Genomic DNA, 16012 nt, shown 5'->3' on the forward strand with positions numbered 1-16012 from the left:
GGGTTATTAATATGAATTTAAATAAATTATCGCTTGGTTTGATCTTGGTTTCTGCATCATTACTTGCAGGGTGTGCATCAGAATCTTCACGTTCTTTAGAAGTTGCTAAAGTTGCAACCTATAACACAACTTATACAGGCACTAAGAGCGCTATTTCTATTGGTAAGTTTGATAATCGTTCTAGTTATATGAATGGAATATTCTCTGATGGAGTTGATAGATTAGGAAATCAATCCAAAACGATTTTAATGACGCATTTACAGCAAACAGGGCGTTTTAATGTATTAGATAGAGCTAACTTATCTGAATTAAAAGAAGAAGCTGGCATTAAAGGACAAAGCCAACAGTTAAAAGGTGCAACATATGTTATCACTGGCGATGTCACTGAATTTGGCCGTAAAGAAGTTGGTGACCGTCAATTATTCGGTATTTTAGGCCGGGGTAAAACACAAGTTGCTTATGCCAAAGTGAACTTAAACGTTGTGAATGTGAATACCTCAGAAGTGGTGTTCTCATCTCAAGGTGCGGGTGAATACGAGCTTTCTAATCGTGAAATCATTGGGTTTGGTGGAACAGCAAGCTATGACTCAACACTTAACGGTAAAGTGCTTGATTTAGCTATTCGTGAAGCGGTTAATAACTTAGTTGCAGGTATTGAAAGCAATGCTTGGCAGCCTTCAAAATAATGCACATTTTATAAGGATATAACGATGTCTAAATCATTAATAGGACTTGTTTTGGGTGCATTATTGCTGACGGGCTGTGCAAGTGGCCCTAAACCACTTTATAACTGGGATAGTTATCAACAAGTGGTGTATCAGCACTATCAACAAAGTGAAAGTGATCCTCAAGCACAAATCGATGCATTAAAGAAAAGTATTGAGCTTTCTCGTGCTAAATCATTAGGTATTCCACCAGGATTACATGCACATTTAGGTATGTTATACGGTGCAACGGGTGCGTTAGATTTAGCTATGGCTGAATTTAGTGAAGAGAAAGCACTTTACCCAGAATCAGCGGAATTTATGGATCGTCTGATGAAAAATAAAGGAATGCAAAAATGAGCCGCTTATTTACTTTAATTTGTTTGGCTTTTGCGCTGGTATTAACAGGTTGTGCCCAGCCTGTTAAAACAGATTACTCCGCATTTAAACAGAGTAAACCAAAAAGCATTTTAGTCTTGGTGCCTCAGAACCATACAACAGAAGTTGGAGCTGGACACAGTTTCTTATCTCAAGTGACGTATCCATTGGCGGAAGCTGGGTATTATGTGTTCCCTGTTGCTGTCGTTGAAGAGACATTTAAGCAAAATGGCTTATCTATGGCTGGGGATATTCATGCAGTAAGTCCTAATAAATTACGTGAAATCTTTGGTGCTGATGCTGTTTTATACTTAGATATCATAGAATTTGGAACGTCATATCAAATTATTTCTAGTGATACGAGAGTTACTGTTGCTGCTAAGCTTGTTGATCTTCGTAATGGTGGTGTGTTGTGGAGCAGCTCTGCAACGGCATCAAGCACAGAAACAGAAAGCTCATCGAGTAGTTTAGTCGGGATGCTGGTTTCAGCGGTTGTGAATCAAATCGTGAATACAGTATCAGATAAAAGCTATCAAATTGCAGGTATAGCCAGTGTCCGTTTACTTTCTGCTGGAAATGCGAATGGCATTCTGTATGGCCCTCGTTCTCCTAATTATGGTAAAGAAGCAGAATAAATGAATGCTATAAAATAAGTATAATAAAGAGAAAGGCTCTGCTTATTAACTTTAGAATAAGTAGAGCCTTATTTTATTTATAGGTAATAAATAATAATTATTCTTATTTGGTGTTAGGTAATGCTACATATATTTATTGTAAGATAAACGTGAAATAGAAGAGTGAATAAAAGAGATGAATTGTTATTGAAGAGATAAACCATCCTTGGTTGCTAGTCCGTTTCCTTCCGTGGTTAATAATCCATAATTCGGGTATATAAAAGAGACTGATTAAATAAGAGAAACGTCAATTAGAATAAGATAAGGTATGGGGGATGCTATCTTTCCTTGTAATATAGCGACCTTTATTCTTTAAATGAGCCTCAAATTTAAATCAAAACACGACTTAGTTGGATATTAATCAATGTTTGTCTCTAGGATATGTAATATTATAATTTAGGTAAAGATATAATTGTTACTATTATTATAATCATCGAATTAAGAGGGAATAAAAGAATAATAAAACTAATATAACGAGATATTTAATTAATTTAAATCGTATTTTGAGTAATATATCGTTTTAAACTCGGTGTGAAAGTTTTCTTCTGATATTTCACGATGAATTGAGATTACTAACATATTGAATAAACTTAATTTATTCATGAGTATCTTTAATGGATAAGATTATTTTTACATAATGTGATTTATATCACGTCGTATATTTGAGTGTTATCGCCTATCAATAAGAAGAAAGGGATTTATACGATACCCCTTTCGATCATATCCAGTTCCCGATTTATTGGTTACACTATTCTTTCAGATATTCATAATGTCTGTTTGCTGGTATGAAATATCAGCGGTTCACTTTTGGAAGGTAGAGGCATGTCAGAACAAACAATTATTTGGGATCTTGACCTGATCCATAAGTATAACTATTCAGGTCCTCGCTATACATCATACCCAACAGCATTAGAGTTTAATCAGCAATATGGCGATGATGATTTTATCAAAGCGACTCAACGTTATCTTGAGCGCCCTTTATCGCTTTATATTCATATCCCTTTCTGCCATAAGCTGTGCTATTTCTGCGGCTGTAATAAAATTATTACGCGGCATAAACATAAGGCAGATGAATATCTTGATGTTTTAGAAAAAGAAATTATTAACAGAGCTCGTTATTTTAAAGACAGAAAAGTGACTCAGATGCATTGGGGCGGGGGGACACCTACTTTTCTGGATAAGCAACAAATTAGCCGATTGGTTTCGCTATTACGCCACCATTTTCATTTTGTTGATAATGCAGAACTCTCTATTGAAATCGATCCTCGTGAAATTGAGCTAGATGTTATCGACCATCTGCGTCACGAAGGATTTAATCGCCTAAGTATGGGTGTGCAAGATTTCAATAAAGAAGTACAACAAAAAGTTAATCGTGAGCAAGATGAAGCGTTTATTTTTGCATTGGTAGAGCGTGCGCGTGAAGTGGGTTTTCACTCCACCAGCATTGACTTAATTTATGGTTTACCTAAGCAAACCAAAGAGAGCTTTGCCTTTACATTAAAACGCGTTATTGAATTATCACCTGATAGATTGAGTGTTTTCAATTATGCACATTTACCTAATTTATTCGCTGCTCAGCGTAAAATTAAAGATGAAGATCTCCCTTTAGCTGAAGAAAAATTAGAAATATTACAAGAAACAATTTCTACGCTGACAACAAACGGCTATCAGTTTATTGGTATGGATCACTTTGCTAAACCTGATGATGAATTAGCAGTTGCTCAGCGCAAAGGTATTTTACATCGTAATTTCCAAGGCTATACCACTCATGAAGAGTGTGACTTATTAGGTATGGGAGTTTCTGCAATAAGTATGTTAGGTGATAACTATGCGCAAAATGAAAAAGTATTGAAAGAGTATTATGCGCGTGTAAATAGTGAAGGGAATGCATTATGGCGAGGTTTATCTCTGACTAATGATGATTGTATTCGCCGAGATGTAATTAAAACCTTAATTTGTAATTTTAGTCTGCGTTTTTCTGATATTGAAAAAATGCACAATATTGTTTTCCATGACTACTTTAAAGAAGATTTAGAATTACTCGTGCCAATGAAGGATGACGGTTTAGTTGAAATAACAGCAGATGGTATTCAAGTTACACCACGAGGACGTTTGCTTATTCGTAATATCTGTATGTGTTTTGATACTTATTTGCGAAATCAAATGCGCCAACGTCAATTCTCGCGTGTTATTTAATCGATGAAGGGGGTTGGGGATCAATATTCCTCTATCCCTAACTCTTTTAATTTACGGGTTAATGTATTTCTACCCCAACCTAATAATCTTGCCGCATCTTGTTTATGCCCTTGTGTGTATGCCAAAGCACTAAGTAATAGCGTGCGTTCAAATTGAGGCAGGGCATCTGTTAAGATATTTTCTTTCCCTTCCCCTAATGCTTCATCTGCCCATAATGAAAGATGCTGTGACCAATGTTGAGAAGAAGCAATTCGACTGATATTTTTGGCTTTCTCATCAGGTTGGCGAATTTCTTGTGGTAAATCTTGAGGCATAATCTCTTGGCTTGCCGTCATTACCGTTAACCAGCGACACACATTCTCTAATTGTCTGACGTTACCTGACCAGTTGTATTCCATCATTATTTGCAAACTTTGCTGATGAAGCACTTTGGTTTCGACACCTAATTCTTTAGCTGTTTTTTGTAGAAAATAGCGCGCTAGGCTGGGAATATCTTCGGTTCTATCGCGTAATGGAGGTAACTGAATGCGTATTACATTGAGTCGATGATAGAGATCTTCACGAAAATCGCCTGCTTGAACTCGTTTTTCTAAATCTTGATGTGTAGCGGCAATAATACGCACATCGACTTTTACAGGAGCATAACCACCGACTCGATAGAATTGCCCTTCAGCAAGAACCCGCAGTAAACGTGTTTGAATATCAAGAGGCATATCGCCAATTTCATCAAGAAACAGTGAGCCACCGTTCGCTTGTTCAAATCGGCCTTGACGTACTTGAGAGGCTCCTGTGAATGCGCCTTTTTCGTGACCAAAAAGCTCTGATTCAATCAAATCTTTAGGGATGGCTGCCATATTTAAGGCAATAAAAGGAGAGGAAGCTCTTGGGCTGTGGCGATGTAATGCATGTGCCACTAACTCTTTCCCTGTCCCTGATTCCCCATTAATCAGCACACTAATTGAAGAGCGAGAGAGCCGACCAATAATGCGGTAAACTTCTTGCATTGCAGGTGCTTCGCCAATCATATCTGAAACTGATTGCAATGAAGTATCATTGGTATTTGGTTGTTTTTGCTCACGATAATGAGTAATGGCGCGATCAATTAATGCCAACGTTTCGTCGATATCGAACGGCTTTGGTAAGTAATCAAATGCCCCTTGTTGATAGGCATTAACAGCAGCATCCAAATCAGAATGTGCCGTCATAATAATCACGGGCAGAGTTGGATATTGTTCTTTAATTATTTTTAGAAGAGATAAACCATCAATATCAGGCATGCGAATATCTGATAACAATACATCAGGTATTTCTGCATTAAGTGCATTAAGTACATCATTCGCATGTTCAAAGGTTTTACATAACAGACCTTCACGAGAAATAGCGCGTTCAAGTACCCAGCGAATAGAGCTGTCATCATCAACAACCCATACATTTCCTTTTTGCATTGGTTATCTCCTACTTAATTGGTAAATAAATAGAAAATTCAGTATTTCCGGGCCAACTGGTAAATTCAATTTTACCTGCATGCTGATCCACTAAATTACGTGCAATAGATAACCCCAACCCATTGCCACCTTCTCGACCACTAACCATGGGATAAAAAAGTGTATCTTGCAGATGAGGAGGAATGCCATCACCAGTATCAATCACATCAATGCGAGCAACAAGGCGATGGCGTTCGCCATGAAGTGTGACTTGAAAAGCAGTACGGGTACGTAAAATAATCGTCCCTCCTGTTTTTTCAACGGCTTGTAACGCATTACGTGTAATATTTAGGAGTACTTGTTCTATTTGATCTGGGTAGTGCGATAACTCAGGTAAGCTCGGATCGTAATCTTTTAGCAAGGTAACATTTTCAGGGCATTCGAGTGAAATAAGCTGAGCAACGCGCTCAACAACATGGTGAATGCTCTGATGTGTTTTTGTCCCTGGATGTTGAGGGCCGAGTAATCTGTCCACTAGCACACGTAGGCGATCAGCTTGTTCAATAATGACTTGCGTGTATTCCGTTAAGGCAGGATCAGGTAAGGATTTTGCCAGCAACTGAGCCGCGCCTCGTAATCCTCCTAACGGATTTTTAATTTCATGTGCCAGCCCCCTAACCAATTCCCTAGCAGCCATTTGCTGGGCTTGTTGGATCTGCTCTTGGCTTAACCGGCGTTGACTATCCATAGGCGCCAGTTCCAGCAAAATATGTTGCTCGGAAATAGGTTGGGCACTGAGCGACATTGTGTGTGATTGGTTATTAACAACCAATATCACTTCATTGTCGGTAAAGCTTTGTCCATTCGCTAATGTTTCACGCATTAAATCAGCATCAAAAGAGTAATAGCTGAAAAGGGCAGTGAAAGGCGTTTCAAATAATTTTCGACGGCTTTGTGCTAAAACCTGTAACGCAGAATGATTTGCGTAGCAAATAATAAACTCTTTGTTGATAACCAATACAGAGTGTATCAATGAGTCTAAAATTAATGAGTTGTCAGGTAAGTCTGCCGTTTCCATATTGAATACCCCATTGCACCATTTTAGTGCATCTTACCTTTATTACATTAATGAACCAATGCGTAAGTGAAAAGACTGACTCCTTAAGTGGGAGAAAAGTGCCCATCCGAAGATGGGCAAAATAGCTTCACGGCAAAAAAAAACAGTTTTACATCTAGGCTTAAGTGTTTATTAGTAAAAATAGTCTTAAGCGCTGTAATACATTTCAAATTCAAGAGGATGTGGAGCCATACGTACACGTTGAACATCAGCACGTAATAACTCTAAATAAGCATCAATAGCATCATCAGTAAATACACCACCGCGAGTTAAGAATTCACGATCTGTATTTAATGTATTTAATGCTTCTTCTAATGAACCTGCGACAGTTGGGATCTCTTTCGCTTCTTCTGGTGGTAAGTCATAGAGGTTTTTATCCATAGCATCACCAGGGTGAATTTTATTGATAATTCCATCAAGACCAGCCATCAACTGCGCAGCAAACGCAAGGTAAGGGTTTGCTAACGGATCTGGGAAACGTACTTCAATACGGCGTGCTTTCATGCTAGCAACAACTGGAATACGAATTGACGCTGAACGGTTACGTGCAGAGTAAGCCAGCATTACAGGTGCTTCAAAACCCGGAACTAAACGTTTGTAAGAGTTAGTGGTTGGGTTAGTAAATGCATTTAATGCACGAGCATGTTTGATAATACCGCCGATGTAATACAGCGCCATTTCAGATAATCCGCCGTATTTGTCGCCTGCAAATAGGTTTACACCGTTTTTGGACAGTGACATATGGCAGTGCATACCTGAACCATTATCACCAACTAATGGTTTTGGCATAAAGGTTGCTGTTTTACCAAATACGTGAGCGACGTTTTGTACCACGTATTTATAAATTTGGGTTTCATCTGCTTTTTTGGTCATAGTATTAAAGCGAGTAGCCACTTCATTTTGACCCGCAGTTGCTACTTCATGGTGATGAGCTTCAACAACTAAGCCCATTTCTTCCATGATGTTACACATAGTAGAACGAATATCTTGTGATGAGTCGACAGGTGGTAGTGGGAAATAACCCCCTTTAACCATTGGGCGGTGACCTTTGTTGCCGTCTTCATATTTGGTATTTGTATTCCATGCAGCTTCAATATCATTGATAGCGTAAGAAGCGCCTGAAATATCGTTTTTGAAACGAATATCATCAAACAGGAAGAATTCTGGCTCTGGTCCAAACAGCACTGTGTCTGCGATACCACTTGATTTTAAATAGTCTTCAGCACGTTTTGAGATAGAACGTGGGTCGCGATCGTAACCTTGCATTGTGCCAGGTTCTAAAACGTCACAACGAATAATCAGAGTTGGATCTTGGAAAAATGGGTCAAGCATTGCGGTTGTTGCATCTGGCATCAGTACCATGTCTGATTCGTTAATGCCTTTCCAGCCACCAATAGAAGAACCATCGAACATTTTTCCTTCTTCAAAGAAATCATCGTTAACCTGATGAGCCGGAATAGTAAGATGTTGTTCTTTACCGCGGGTATCAGTGAAACGTAAGTCAATATATCTAACTTTATGTTCTTCAATCATGGATAACACATGTTCAAGGGACATAGGAACTCTCCTGGCGAATGGTTTTATTGAGTGCAGTGGCCTTACACATTTTTCGGTGAATTTTTTGCTCACCTAAATTCTATTGCGAAAAGCATGCCAACTTATCTAAAAAGGGATATATACTGTATTGATGAAGTTTAGTGTAGAATATCTCCTGTGATTTTTTAATTATTGCACAAAATTGGTGCAAATTAAGCCTAATTGGTTGCACTGTTTTGGTGCAATTGAACGGATGCTACTAAATTCTGAGGCGTGAAAAGGATCACAATTCAATTAATTGCATATTGTTAAGCAATCATTATTGTGATCTTGTTTAGTCTCTCGTCTAAAGCGTGTACAATACTGCGCTTATTTCTACAATGCCTGAGGCAAATTTTGTGATCGAAAACTTGCGTAATATCGCCATCATCGCCCACGTTGACCATGGTAAAACAACTATCGTCGATAAATTACTACAGCAATCCGGTACGTTCGGTGAACGTGAAACCGTTGCTGAGCGCGTGATGGACTCAAATGATCTCGAAAGAGAGCGCGGAATTACTATTCTTGCGAAAAATACAGCGATTAAATGGAATGACTATCGTATCAATATCGTAGATACCCCAGGACACGCCGACTTCGGTGGTGAGGTAGAACGTGTTATGTCTATGGTAGACTGCGTTCTATTGCTGGTTGACGCGATGGATGGCCCAATGCCACAAACTCGTTTTGTGACACAAAAAGCGTTTGCTAACAACTTAAAACCAATTGTTGTTATCAATAAAGTTGACCGCCCTGGTGCGCGTCCAGACTGGGTTGTTGATCAGGTATTTGACCTGTTCGTAAACTTAGGTGCAACTGACGAACAACTTGATTTCCCAATTATCTATGCATCTGCATTAAACGGTATTGCGGGAACAGATTACAATGACATGGCTGAAGATATGACTCCGTTATATGAAGCTATTGTCAAATATGTAGAGCCACCAAAAGTTGATCTGGAAGGCACATTCCAGATGCAAATTTCTCAGTTGGACTACAACAACTACATGGGTGTTATCGGTATCGGTCGTATCAAGCGTGGTAAGGTTAAACCTAACCAGCAAGTGACTATCATCGATAGCGAAGGTAATACTCGTAATGGTAAGGTCGGTAAAGTGTTAGGTCACTTAGGCTTAGAACGTATCGAAGTTGAAGTAGCAGAAGCTGGCGATATCATCGCAATCACTGGCTTAGGCGAACTGAATATTTCTGATACGATCTGCGAAACAGGAGCTGTTGAAGCATTACCTGCATTAGCCGTTGATGAACCAACTGTTAGCATGTATTTCTGTGTTAATACTTCACCTTTCTGTGGTCGTGAAGGTAAGTTTGTGACTTCTCGCCAGATTTTAGATCGTCTGAAAAAAGAGTTAGTCCATAACGTTGCATTACGTGTAGAAGAAACTGAAGATCCAGATGCATTCCGTGTATCAGGTCGTGGTGAGCTTCACCTGTCAGTTCTGATTGAAAATATGCGTCGTGAAGGTTACGAATTAGGTGTATCTCGTCCTAAAGTTATCTTCCGTGATATTGACGGCCGTAAACAAGAGCCTTTCGAACAAGTTACTATCGACATTGAAGAGCAACACCAAGGTGATGTGATGCAAGCGATGGGTGAGCGTAAAGGCGAAATGCGTGATATGCAACCAGATGGTAAAGGACGTGTACGTTTAGACTACATAATCCCTAGCCGTGGTCTGATTGGTTTCCGTACTGAATTTATGACCATGACATCAGGTACTGGTTTACTGTATGCAACATTCAGTCACTATGATGATGTTCGTCCAGGTGAAATCGGTCGCCGTAATAATGGTGTTATGATCTCTAATGGCCAAGGTAAAGCCGTTGCTTACGCACTGTATAGCTTACAAGACCGCGGTAAATTATTCGTTACTCATGGTGCAGAAGTTTATGAAGGCCAAGTGATTGGTATTCATACTCGCTCTAATGACTTAACAGTAAACTGCTTGACGGGTAAAAAGCTGACCAACATGCGTGCTTCTGGTACAGATGAGGCGACAACGCTGACTCCACACCTGAAACAAACATTAGAACAAGCATTAGAATTTATTGATGACGATGAGTTAGTTGAAGTTACTCCGCAGTCTATCCGTCTGCGTAAGCGTTATCTGTCAGAAAACGATCGTCGTCGTGCTTACCGTAGCAAAGACTAATTCGTTATTCTGATAACATAATTCTTAGGGCGCGTTAGCGCCCTGAGTTTATACTCGTCATACTTCAAGTTACAGAGTTGGCTGCGTTTAACTAGTCGCCTAGCTGTAACTTAAATTATTTAGAGTATGTGGTACTAGTTGTACTATAAGACGAATGCGGTGGAAAATTTGCCACCGCATAAGTTTTTCTCTTCCTGCCTCTCTTTTCTTACCTTTTATTCCTCAAGTTGCATTTACAATTTAAGTATTTTTTTCTGGTATCAATATCAAAAGTCATCATCCACCCTATTATGCATTATAGATAATGATGCTTTTAGTCTCATTTTTCGTCTTACCTATTCTGGTTTTATGTTTTACAAAAAAATTAAGTGTGATTATTGTACTTTTTTGGTGTTTAAGCCTGTTCAGTAAAGCGATTTATGATTAAAGTAAAATGAGTTTTCTATTATGGAGAGGATTTATGCTTTATATCTTTGATATGGGTAATGTGATTATTGATATCGATTTTAACCGAGTATTCGCAGTATGGAGTAAACTCAGTGGTGTTCCATTAGCGAGCCTAAAAAAGGATTTCACAGCAGGCGAAGTGTTTAAATTACATGAGCGCGGTAATATTACAGATATCGAATTTGCTGAAGAAATTAACTCAGAACTTGGCATGAGCTTAAGCTTTGAGCAATTCGCTGAAGGATGGCAGGCTATTTTTATCGCAGTACGACCTGAAGTCATTGATATAATGAATAAACTAAGAGAACAAGGACATCGGGTTGTAGTGTTATCAAATACTAACCGTTTACACCAAGATTACTGGCCAGAACACTATCCTGAAATTGCAGCCTCTGCGGATTTTCTCTACCTGTCGCAAGATCTTGGCATGAGAAAACCTGATCCTGAACTCTTTAAGTATGTTTTAGAATCTGAAGATGTTGAAGCACAAGATGCTGTTTTCTTTGATGATGTAAAAGCCAATGTTGATGCAGCTATTGCTGTGGGTATGAAGGGTGTACATGTCATTGATAAACAGACTGTCATTGACTACTTCCAAGATTATGATTTTTCTCTCCCAGTAGAAGAATAATGCTATTGTAAGGATAACAATGGATTGAATTTGTTATCCTTTTTTATTGATTTATTTTGGAGAGAGTATGATCGCGTTAATTCAACGAGTGACACAGGCAAAAGTGGATATTGCAGGTGAAACGGTCGGCGCTATTAATCAAGGTTTGTTGGTTTTATTAGGTGTAGAGAAAGACGACAACGAACAGAAAGCCAAAAGATTATGTGAAAAAGTGTGCGGTTATCGCATATTTAGCGATGAAAACGATAAAATGAACCTAAATGTGCAACAAGCAGGTGGTAGTTTATTAGTCGTCTCTCAATTCACACTGGCAGCAGAAACACAAAAAGGAATGCGCCCTGGTTTTTCGAATGGTGCGCCCCCTGAATTAGCGAAAAACCTCTACCACTATTTTATAGAACAATGTCAGCAGCAAGGTTTAGAAACACAAACAGGCCAATTCGCCGCGGATATGCAAATCACACTGACTAATGACGGCCCAGTCACCTTTTGGTTGCAGGTATAACGTCGAACATGTAGTGATGTTAAAAGGAGCTCAGATATGTACCATTTGCGAACCCCAAAAACAGAGGCGGAATTTGATGCCTATTATGCTTTTCGCTGGGAAATGCTTCGTAAACCTCTACATCAACCTGAAGGCTCTGAAAAAGACGGTTATGATACCTTTGCTCATCACCAAATGGTTGTCGATGAAACAGGACAACCTGTCGCGATTGGACGACTTTATATTAATGCGGATAACGAAGGCGCTATCCGCTTTATGGCAGTACGTACAGATGCACAAGGTAAAGGCTTAGGCACTCTTGTCGCCATGGCGCTAGAATCATTGGCTCGCCAAGAAGGTATAAAACGGATCGTGTGTAGTGCAAGAGAAGAGTCTGTAAACTTCTTTGAAAAATTGGGTTATGAAAATTGTGGTCTAGTCACTGGTCCTCAAACCACACCCATTAAGCACTTTTTTATGAAAAAAAGTATAGAGTCTTTAGATGATATTCTTCATCGACCAGATTGGTGTGCTGAGTTACAAAAACAGTGGCATCAACATATACCTTTAAGTGAGAAAATGGGATTACGTATTACTCAATATACGGGAACTCGTTTTTATACCACTATCCCAGAAGCGGGAAACCAAAATCCTCATCACACTATTTTTGCAGGCAGCCAATTTTCACTCGCAACATTAACAGGTTGGGGATTGATTTGGCTATTAATGCGAGAGCATAAGCTGCAAGGTGATATTGTGCTGGTGGATGCTCATATTCGTTATCGCAAACCTGTATCAGGGCGTCCTGCGGCCGTTGCAGATATGGAAAATTTAAGCGGGGATTTAGGGCGATTAGCGAAGGGCAGCAAGGCTCGCATTAAGCTAGATGTTGATATTTGTGGTGATGAAGGCGTGGGTGCTGTTTTTAGTGGTACTTATATTGTTTTGCCTTCACAAAATAAGCAGCGTTAAGTGTATTCTATTTAATTAATTGAATTTAATCTGTTTTTTACCTTTCCTGCGAACATTTTTGTTATTTTTTTTACGTTAAAGCGTGGAGATAATTAATCTATGCTTTGATGCTTATTTTATAGTGTTTCTATCGCTATCCAATTGATGTATATTTCGCAGTTTACGGAGGGAAGCATGGATACCAATTTATCTACTCGTCTTAATAAATATATCAGTGAAAGCGGGATCTGCTCACGCCGTGAGGCTGACCGCTATATTGAGCAAGGACTTGTCCTTATTAATGGCAAACGCGCCGGTATTGGCGACCAAGTATTTGCTGGCGATGAAGTTAAAGTCAATGGTCGATTGATTGAAGCACAGGATAACTCTGAGCTGGTTTTGATTGCACTGAATAAGCCAGTGGGAATTGTCAGTACCACAGATGATGGCGAAAAAGATAATATTGTTGACTATGTTAACCACAGTACTCGTATTTTCCCAATTGGACGTTTAGATAAAGATTCACAAGGATTGATTTTCCTGACCAACCACGGCGATTTAGTGAATAAAATCCTACGTGCAGGTAATGATCACGAAAAAGAGTACCTTGTGACAGTGAATAAGCCGATCACAGATGAGTTTATTCATGGAATGGGTGCAGGTGTTCCTATCATGGGACAAAAAACCAAGAAATGTAAGGTGAAGAAAGAAGCGCCGATGGTGTTTCGTATTACCTTAGTCCAAGGATTAAATCGTCAAATTCGTCGTATGTGTGAATATTTTGGTTATGAAGTCACTAAGCTTGAACGCATTCGTATTATGAATGTGAGCTTATCAGGATTGCCTGTTGGTGAATGGCGTGATTTGACCGATGATGAACTAATTACACTATTTGAAGCGATTGAAAAATCAACGTCTGAAGCACCACCAAAGCCAAAGCAAAATAAGCCGAAAAAACAAATTAGTAGTAATGCAAAAGCATTGGGTATTCATATTCCTCAAACAAAAACCAAAGAAACGGAAAATAATTCCCGTAAGCGTTTTGTTCAGCCTGGTCGTAAAAAGAAAAAACGCTAAGTTTATTTTTGAATGACGCGATAAAAACAAAAAAACACCTGAAAGGGTGTTTTTTGTTTGTTCTATTTAAGACAAATTATACATCGATAAAATTAGTCTAAATCAAGTTCATCTAATTTATTTTGCCGACGTTCAAGTACGATCGCTGCAAGTTCAGCATCCATAACTCGCTCAATCAATGAATCGTAGTCTTCTTTAGAAAGGCAATAGAACAACGGAGTTTTGTTGTCATCACACACAAGCAGTGTGCTGGTATCTTCAAGTGCAGTTAAAGGAGATTGTTGAAACGCATTTAAAGATATTTTTTCAGGGGAAAAATCTTCGTCAGACATGAAAACTCCACAATAAAGAAAAAGGCAATAGCGCATTGTAACGCTTTTTATAAAGGGAGCAATCCGTGCCCCTGCGAAAGATCAATATTATAGGTGATTAATTATTTCGCCATTTTGTATCACTGAGTTGAGTATTTGTTGCTCACCTTTACTTCCAGTTAATGTACCATTAAGTGTTGATTCCACTGGGCTTGAACGTAAATCACCTTTCAGTTTTAGTGTGAATTGGCCTACTTCGTCAGAGTAGGTTGTTTTGAAACCTAATGTGTAAGGTATTGATAAAGGTACATTTAGTCCATTAGCAATAAGTGAAAATTGGCGCTGTTGGTTAGATTGTACTAAACCGGCTGAGCCTCGAACAATGCCATCACCAATAAATGCTGAATATTGCTCAACGATAGCGTTGTCTTGTTGAGTGACAATTTTTAAATCAGGGCGACGTAATTCAATACGATTTAATGTACCACTATCAGCATTAAATACCGCTGAGCCTTGCCATAATCCCCATTCACCTTCTCTTGCAATCACTAAATTTTGCAATTTCCCTGTTAAGTTAGTGAATTGGAATGGAAATTCTGGCGTGATATCAATCAAAATGGATTGATTGATAGATAACTGTTCGATAGTGATATTTTGAATATTACTCTTATCATCTATTGGTTTAGTTAAAAAAGTGAGCCAATTTTCAGGTAGCGTATATAAAAGACCCGATAATGTGGCGTCTTGGATCGTGATGGTTTTGTTGTCTTTATTCCAATGACCAGCAAGCTTAATTAAGCCTTTCTCGTAGCGTAGGCTGAGGCTATCTAGATTGAGTTGATTGTTCTGCTGGTTGAGTTTTGCGATAAGATCAGTGAAGTGTTCATCTTGAAAAACAACATCATTTGTATTGAATTCACCAGTTGTAAATGAAAGCACGTTGTCCCAACTAAACTGAGAAAATTGCCCATCAAATCCACTGACTGCCCACTGTTTTCCTTCAGCAGTAAAATCAACAATATTAAGTGATCTTATATTAATATGAGGGTATTCAGAGAGAGACTGAATTAATTCGTTAAAGGTTTGCGAGGATTGCCAGCGCAAACCATTCATATAAACATCATCAAATTTCCATTGATTATCTTGATATTGCCCACTTAAAGATAGTGAGCCATTAAGTAGACGAGTACCTAATCTCTCTATTTGAATACTATTTGGCTGATATTGCCCAGAGATAATAAAATTACTGAATTCATTATTATTTATCATGCCATTAGCAATAGAAAATTGGAAATGACCCGCTCCTATCAAATCGGTTGATGTTGGGAACCATGGCGTAATACCACCTGTTACTTTCTTGGCATCAAAAGAAAAATTATTTTTTTTACTGTTTAGTGCCATATTTTTAAATTGTAAGATATCGGCACTTAAGGGTATTGAAGGTGTTTTGTCTGCGAACTCAATATTGCCATTTTCTAATGTAATTTTTTGCAGATGAGAAGGCGTGGTAAAAAATTGCCAATTAAATCGAATTTGTGCTGATTTTGCCGATACAGTGGCTTTATCTTGTTTAGGATTAACGAGGAGATCATGAACAATGACTTGCTCGGGTTGCATAAGATCATGCTCAATACCTGAGAAGCGAATATCATAGTCAGTGTATTGTGTCAGCCATTCACTGGTTTTCTGCGCGCCCCACTGAGTTTGAATAAAAGCGTAAATTATAATAATAAATAAAATAACGATAAGTATCAGAGATACCAAACTTTTCATCAGCCAGCGCATAACCCTTCTCCTGTTTTATACTCCATCAAAACATTATACAGTTATGCCTGAAAACTAGGCGATGCTCAAGTATTCATCGGA

The 16012-nt window shown here is 38.6% G+C and carries 14 protein-coding genes; 9 read left to right on the forward strand and 5 right to left on the reverse strand.

Annotated features, from left to right (window positions below):
• The first annotated feature begins 11 nt into the window (after positions 1-11).
• The 4 genes from C0T34_RS14400 (at position 12) to hemN (ending at position 3952) form a co-directional block, all read left to right on the forward strand.
• Positions 12-686, forward strand: coding sequence for a CsgG/HfaB family protein (locus C0T34_RS14400; RefSeq protein WP_075671346.1), 675 nt, complete (start codon positions 12-14; stop codon positions 684-686).
• 24 nt (positions 687-710) lie between these two features.
• On the forward strand, positions 711-1064 hold the full coding sequence (locus C0T34_RS14405; RefSeq protein ID WP_098941667.1) for a DUF4810 domain-containing protein: 354 nt from the start codon (positions 711-713) through the stop codon (positions 1062-1064).
• Entirely contained in the window at positions 1061-1717 is a 657-nt protein-coding gene (locus tag C0T34_RS14410; protein WP_109850370.1) for a DUF799 domain-containing protein, read from the forward strand. The genes C0T34_RS14405 and C0T34_RS14410 overlap by 4 nt, the downstream gene beginning before the upstream one ends.
• An 861-nt stretch (positions 1718-2578) precedes the next feature.
• Positions 2579-3952, forward strand: a complete 1374-nt coding sequence (gene hemN / locus C0T34_RS14415; RefSeq protein ID WP_098941669.1) for an oxygen-independent coproporphyrinogen III oxidase — start codon at positions 2579-2581, stop codon at positions 3950-3952.
• Positions 3953-3972: 20 nt separating this feature from the next.
• On the opposite strand, the gene glnG is transcribed toward hemN, so the two are convergent.
• The 3 genes from glnG to glnA all read right to left on the reverse strand — a co-directional run bounded on the left by glnG (position 3973) and on the right by glnA (position 8050).
• Positions 3973-5397, reverse strand: coding sequence for a nitrogen regulation protein NR(I) (gene glnG / locus C0T34_RS14420; protein WP_098941670.1), 1425 nt, complete (start codon positions 5395-5397; stop codon positions 3973-3975).
• A gap of 10 nt (positions 5398-5407) precedes the next feature.
• Complete coding sequence (glnL, locus tag C0T34_RS14425) at positions 5408-6454, reverse strand: nitrogen regulation protein NR(II) (RefSeq protein ID WP_098941671.1); 1047 nt, start codon at positions 6452-6454, stop codon at positions 5408-5410.
• 186 nt (positions 6455-6640) lie between these two features.
• A complete protein-coding gene (gene glnA, locus C0T34_RS14430) occupies positions 6641-8050 on the reverse strand; it encodes a glutamate--ammonia ligase (protein ID WP_098941672.1) in 1410 nt (469 codons plus the stop codon).
• 359 nt (positions 8051-8409) lie between these two features.
• Between glnA and typA the strand changes: the two genes are divergently transcribed.
• From typA to rluF, 5 genes are all read left to right on the forward strand, one after another.
• Complete coding sequence (gene typA, locus C0T34_RS14435) at positions 8410-10245, forward strand: ribosome-dependent GTPase TypA (protein WP_088494327.1); 1836 nt, start codon at positions 8410-8412, stop codon at positions 10243-10245.
• A gap of 460 nt (positions 10246-10705) precedes the next feature.
• The gene (gene yihX / locus C0T34_RS14440) at positions 10706-11323 is read left to right on the forward strand and encodes a glucose-1-phosphatase (protein ID WP_109850371.1); all 618 of its coding nucleotides are present in this window, start codon (positions 10706-10708) and stop codon (positions 11321-11323) included.
• Positions 11324-11390: 67 nt separating this feature from the next.
• The gene (gene dtd, locus C0T34_RS14445; RefSeq protein WP_072064855.1) at positions 11391-11828 is read left to right on the forward strand and encodes a D-aminoacyl-tRNA deacylase; all 438 of its coding nucleotides are present in this window, start codon (positions 11391-11393) and stop codon (positions 11826-11828) included.
• A 36-nt stretch (positions 11829-11864) separates the two neighbouring features.
• Positions 11865-12779, forward strand: a complete 915-nt coding sequence (gene fabY / locus C0T34_RS14450) for a fatty acid biosynthesis protein FabY (RefSeq protein ID WP_098941674.1) — start codon at positions 11865-11867, stop codon at positions 12777-12779.
• A 174-nt stretch (positions 12780-12953) separates the two neighbouring features.
• Positions 12954-13835, forward strand: a complete 882-nt coding sequence (gene rluF, locus C0T34_RS14455) for a 23S rRNA pseudouridine(2604) synthase RluF (RefSeq protein WP_098941675.1) — start codon at positions 12954-12956, stop codon at positions 13833-13835.
• 92 nt (positions 13836-13927) lie between these two features.
• Here the strand turns inward: rluF and C0T34_RS14460 are convergent, their stop codons facing one another.
• Both C0T34_RS14460 and C0T34_RS14465 read right to left on the reverse strand, forming a co-directional pair.
• Positions 13928-14167 carry a hypothetical protein gene (locus C0T34_RS14460; protein WP_098941676.1) on the reverse strand — a complete coding sequence of 80 codons (240 nt, stop codon included), beginning with the start codon at positions 14165-14167 and terminating at the stop codon, positions 13928-13930.
• A gap of 87 nt (positions 14168-14254) precedes the next feature.
• Positions 14255-15931: an AsmA family protein gene (locus C0T34_RS14465; protein ID WP_098941677.1), complete on the reverse strand. Its 1677-nt coding sequence runs from the start codon at positions 15929-15931 to the stop codon at positions 14255-14257.
• Positions 15932-16012 lie beyond the last annotated feature (81 nt).

Source organism: Proteus sp. CA142267 (assembly GCF_003336825.1).
Lineage (GTDB): Bacteria > Pseudomonadota > Gammaproteobacteria > Enterobacterales > Enterobacteriaceae > Proteus > Proteus terrae.

Coding starts and splice junctions, on each gene's coding strand:
- C0T34_RS14400 (WP_075671346.1), top strand. CDS start 12: ATGAATTTAAATAAATTATCGCTTGGTTTGATCTTGGTTTCTGCATCA.
- glnG (WP_098941670.1), bottom strand. CDS start 5,397: ATGCAAAAAGGAAATGTATGGGTTGTTGATGATGACAGCTCTATTCGC.
- C0T34_RS14410 (WP_109850370.1), top strand. CDS start 1,061: ATGAGCCGCTTATTTACTTTAATTTGTTTGGCTTTTGCGCTGGTATTA.
- hemN (WP_098941669.1), top strand. CDS start 2,579: ATGTCAGAACAAACAATTATTTGGGATCTTGACCTGATCCATAAGTAT.
- C0T34_RS14460 (WP_098941676.1), bottom strand. CDS start 14,167: ATGTCTGACGAAGATTTTTCCCCTGAAAAAATATCTTTAAATGCGTTT.
- typA (WP_088494327.1), top strand. CDS start 8,410: ATGCCTGAGGCAAATTTTGTGATCGAAAACTTGCGTAATATCGCCATC.
- glnL (WP_098941671.1), bottom strand. CDS start 6,454: ATGGAAACGGCAGACTTACCTGACAACTCATTAATTTTAGACTCATTG.
- yihX (WP_109850371.1), top strand. CDS start 10,706: ATGCTTTATATCTTTGATATGGGTAATGTGATTATTGATATCGATTTT.
- glnA (WP_098941672.1), bottom strand. CDS start 8,050: ATGTCCCTTGAACATGTGTTATCCATGATTGAAGAACATAAAGTTAGA.
- rluF (WP_098941675.1), top strand. CDS start 12,954: ATGGATACCAATTTATCTACTCGTCTTAATAAATATATCAGTGAAAGC.
- fabY (WP_098941674.1), top strand. CDS start 11,865: ATGTACCATTTGCGAACCCCAAAAACAGAGGCGGAATTTGATGCCTAT.
- dtd (WP_072064855.1), top strand. CDS start 11,391: ATGATCGCGTTAATTCAACGAGTGACACAGGCAAAAGTGGATATTGCA.
- C0T34_RS14465 (WP_098941677.1), bottom strand. CDS start 15,931: ATGCGCTGGCTGATGAAAAGTTTGGTATCTCTGATACTTATCGTTATT.
- C0T34_RS14405 (WP_098941667.1), top strand. CDS start 711: ATGTCTAAATCATTAATAGGACTTGTTTTGGGTGCATTATTGCTGACG.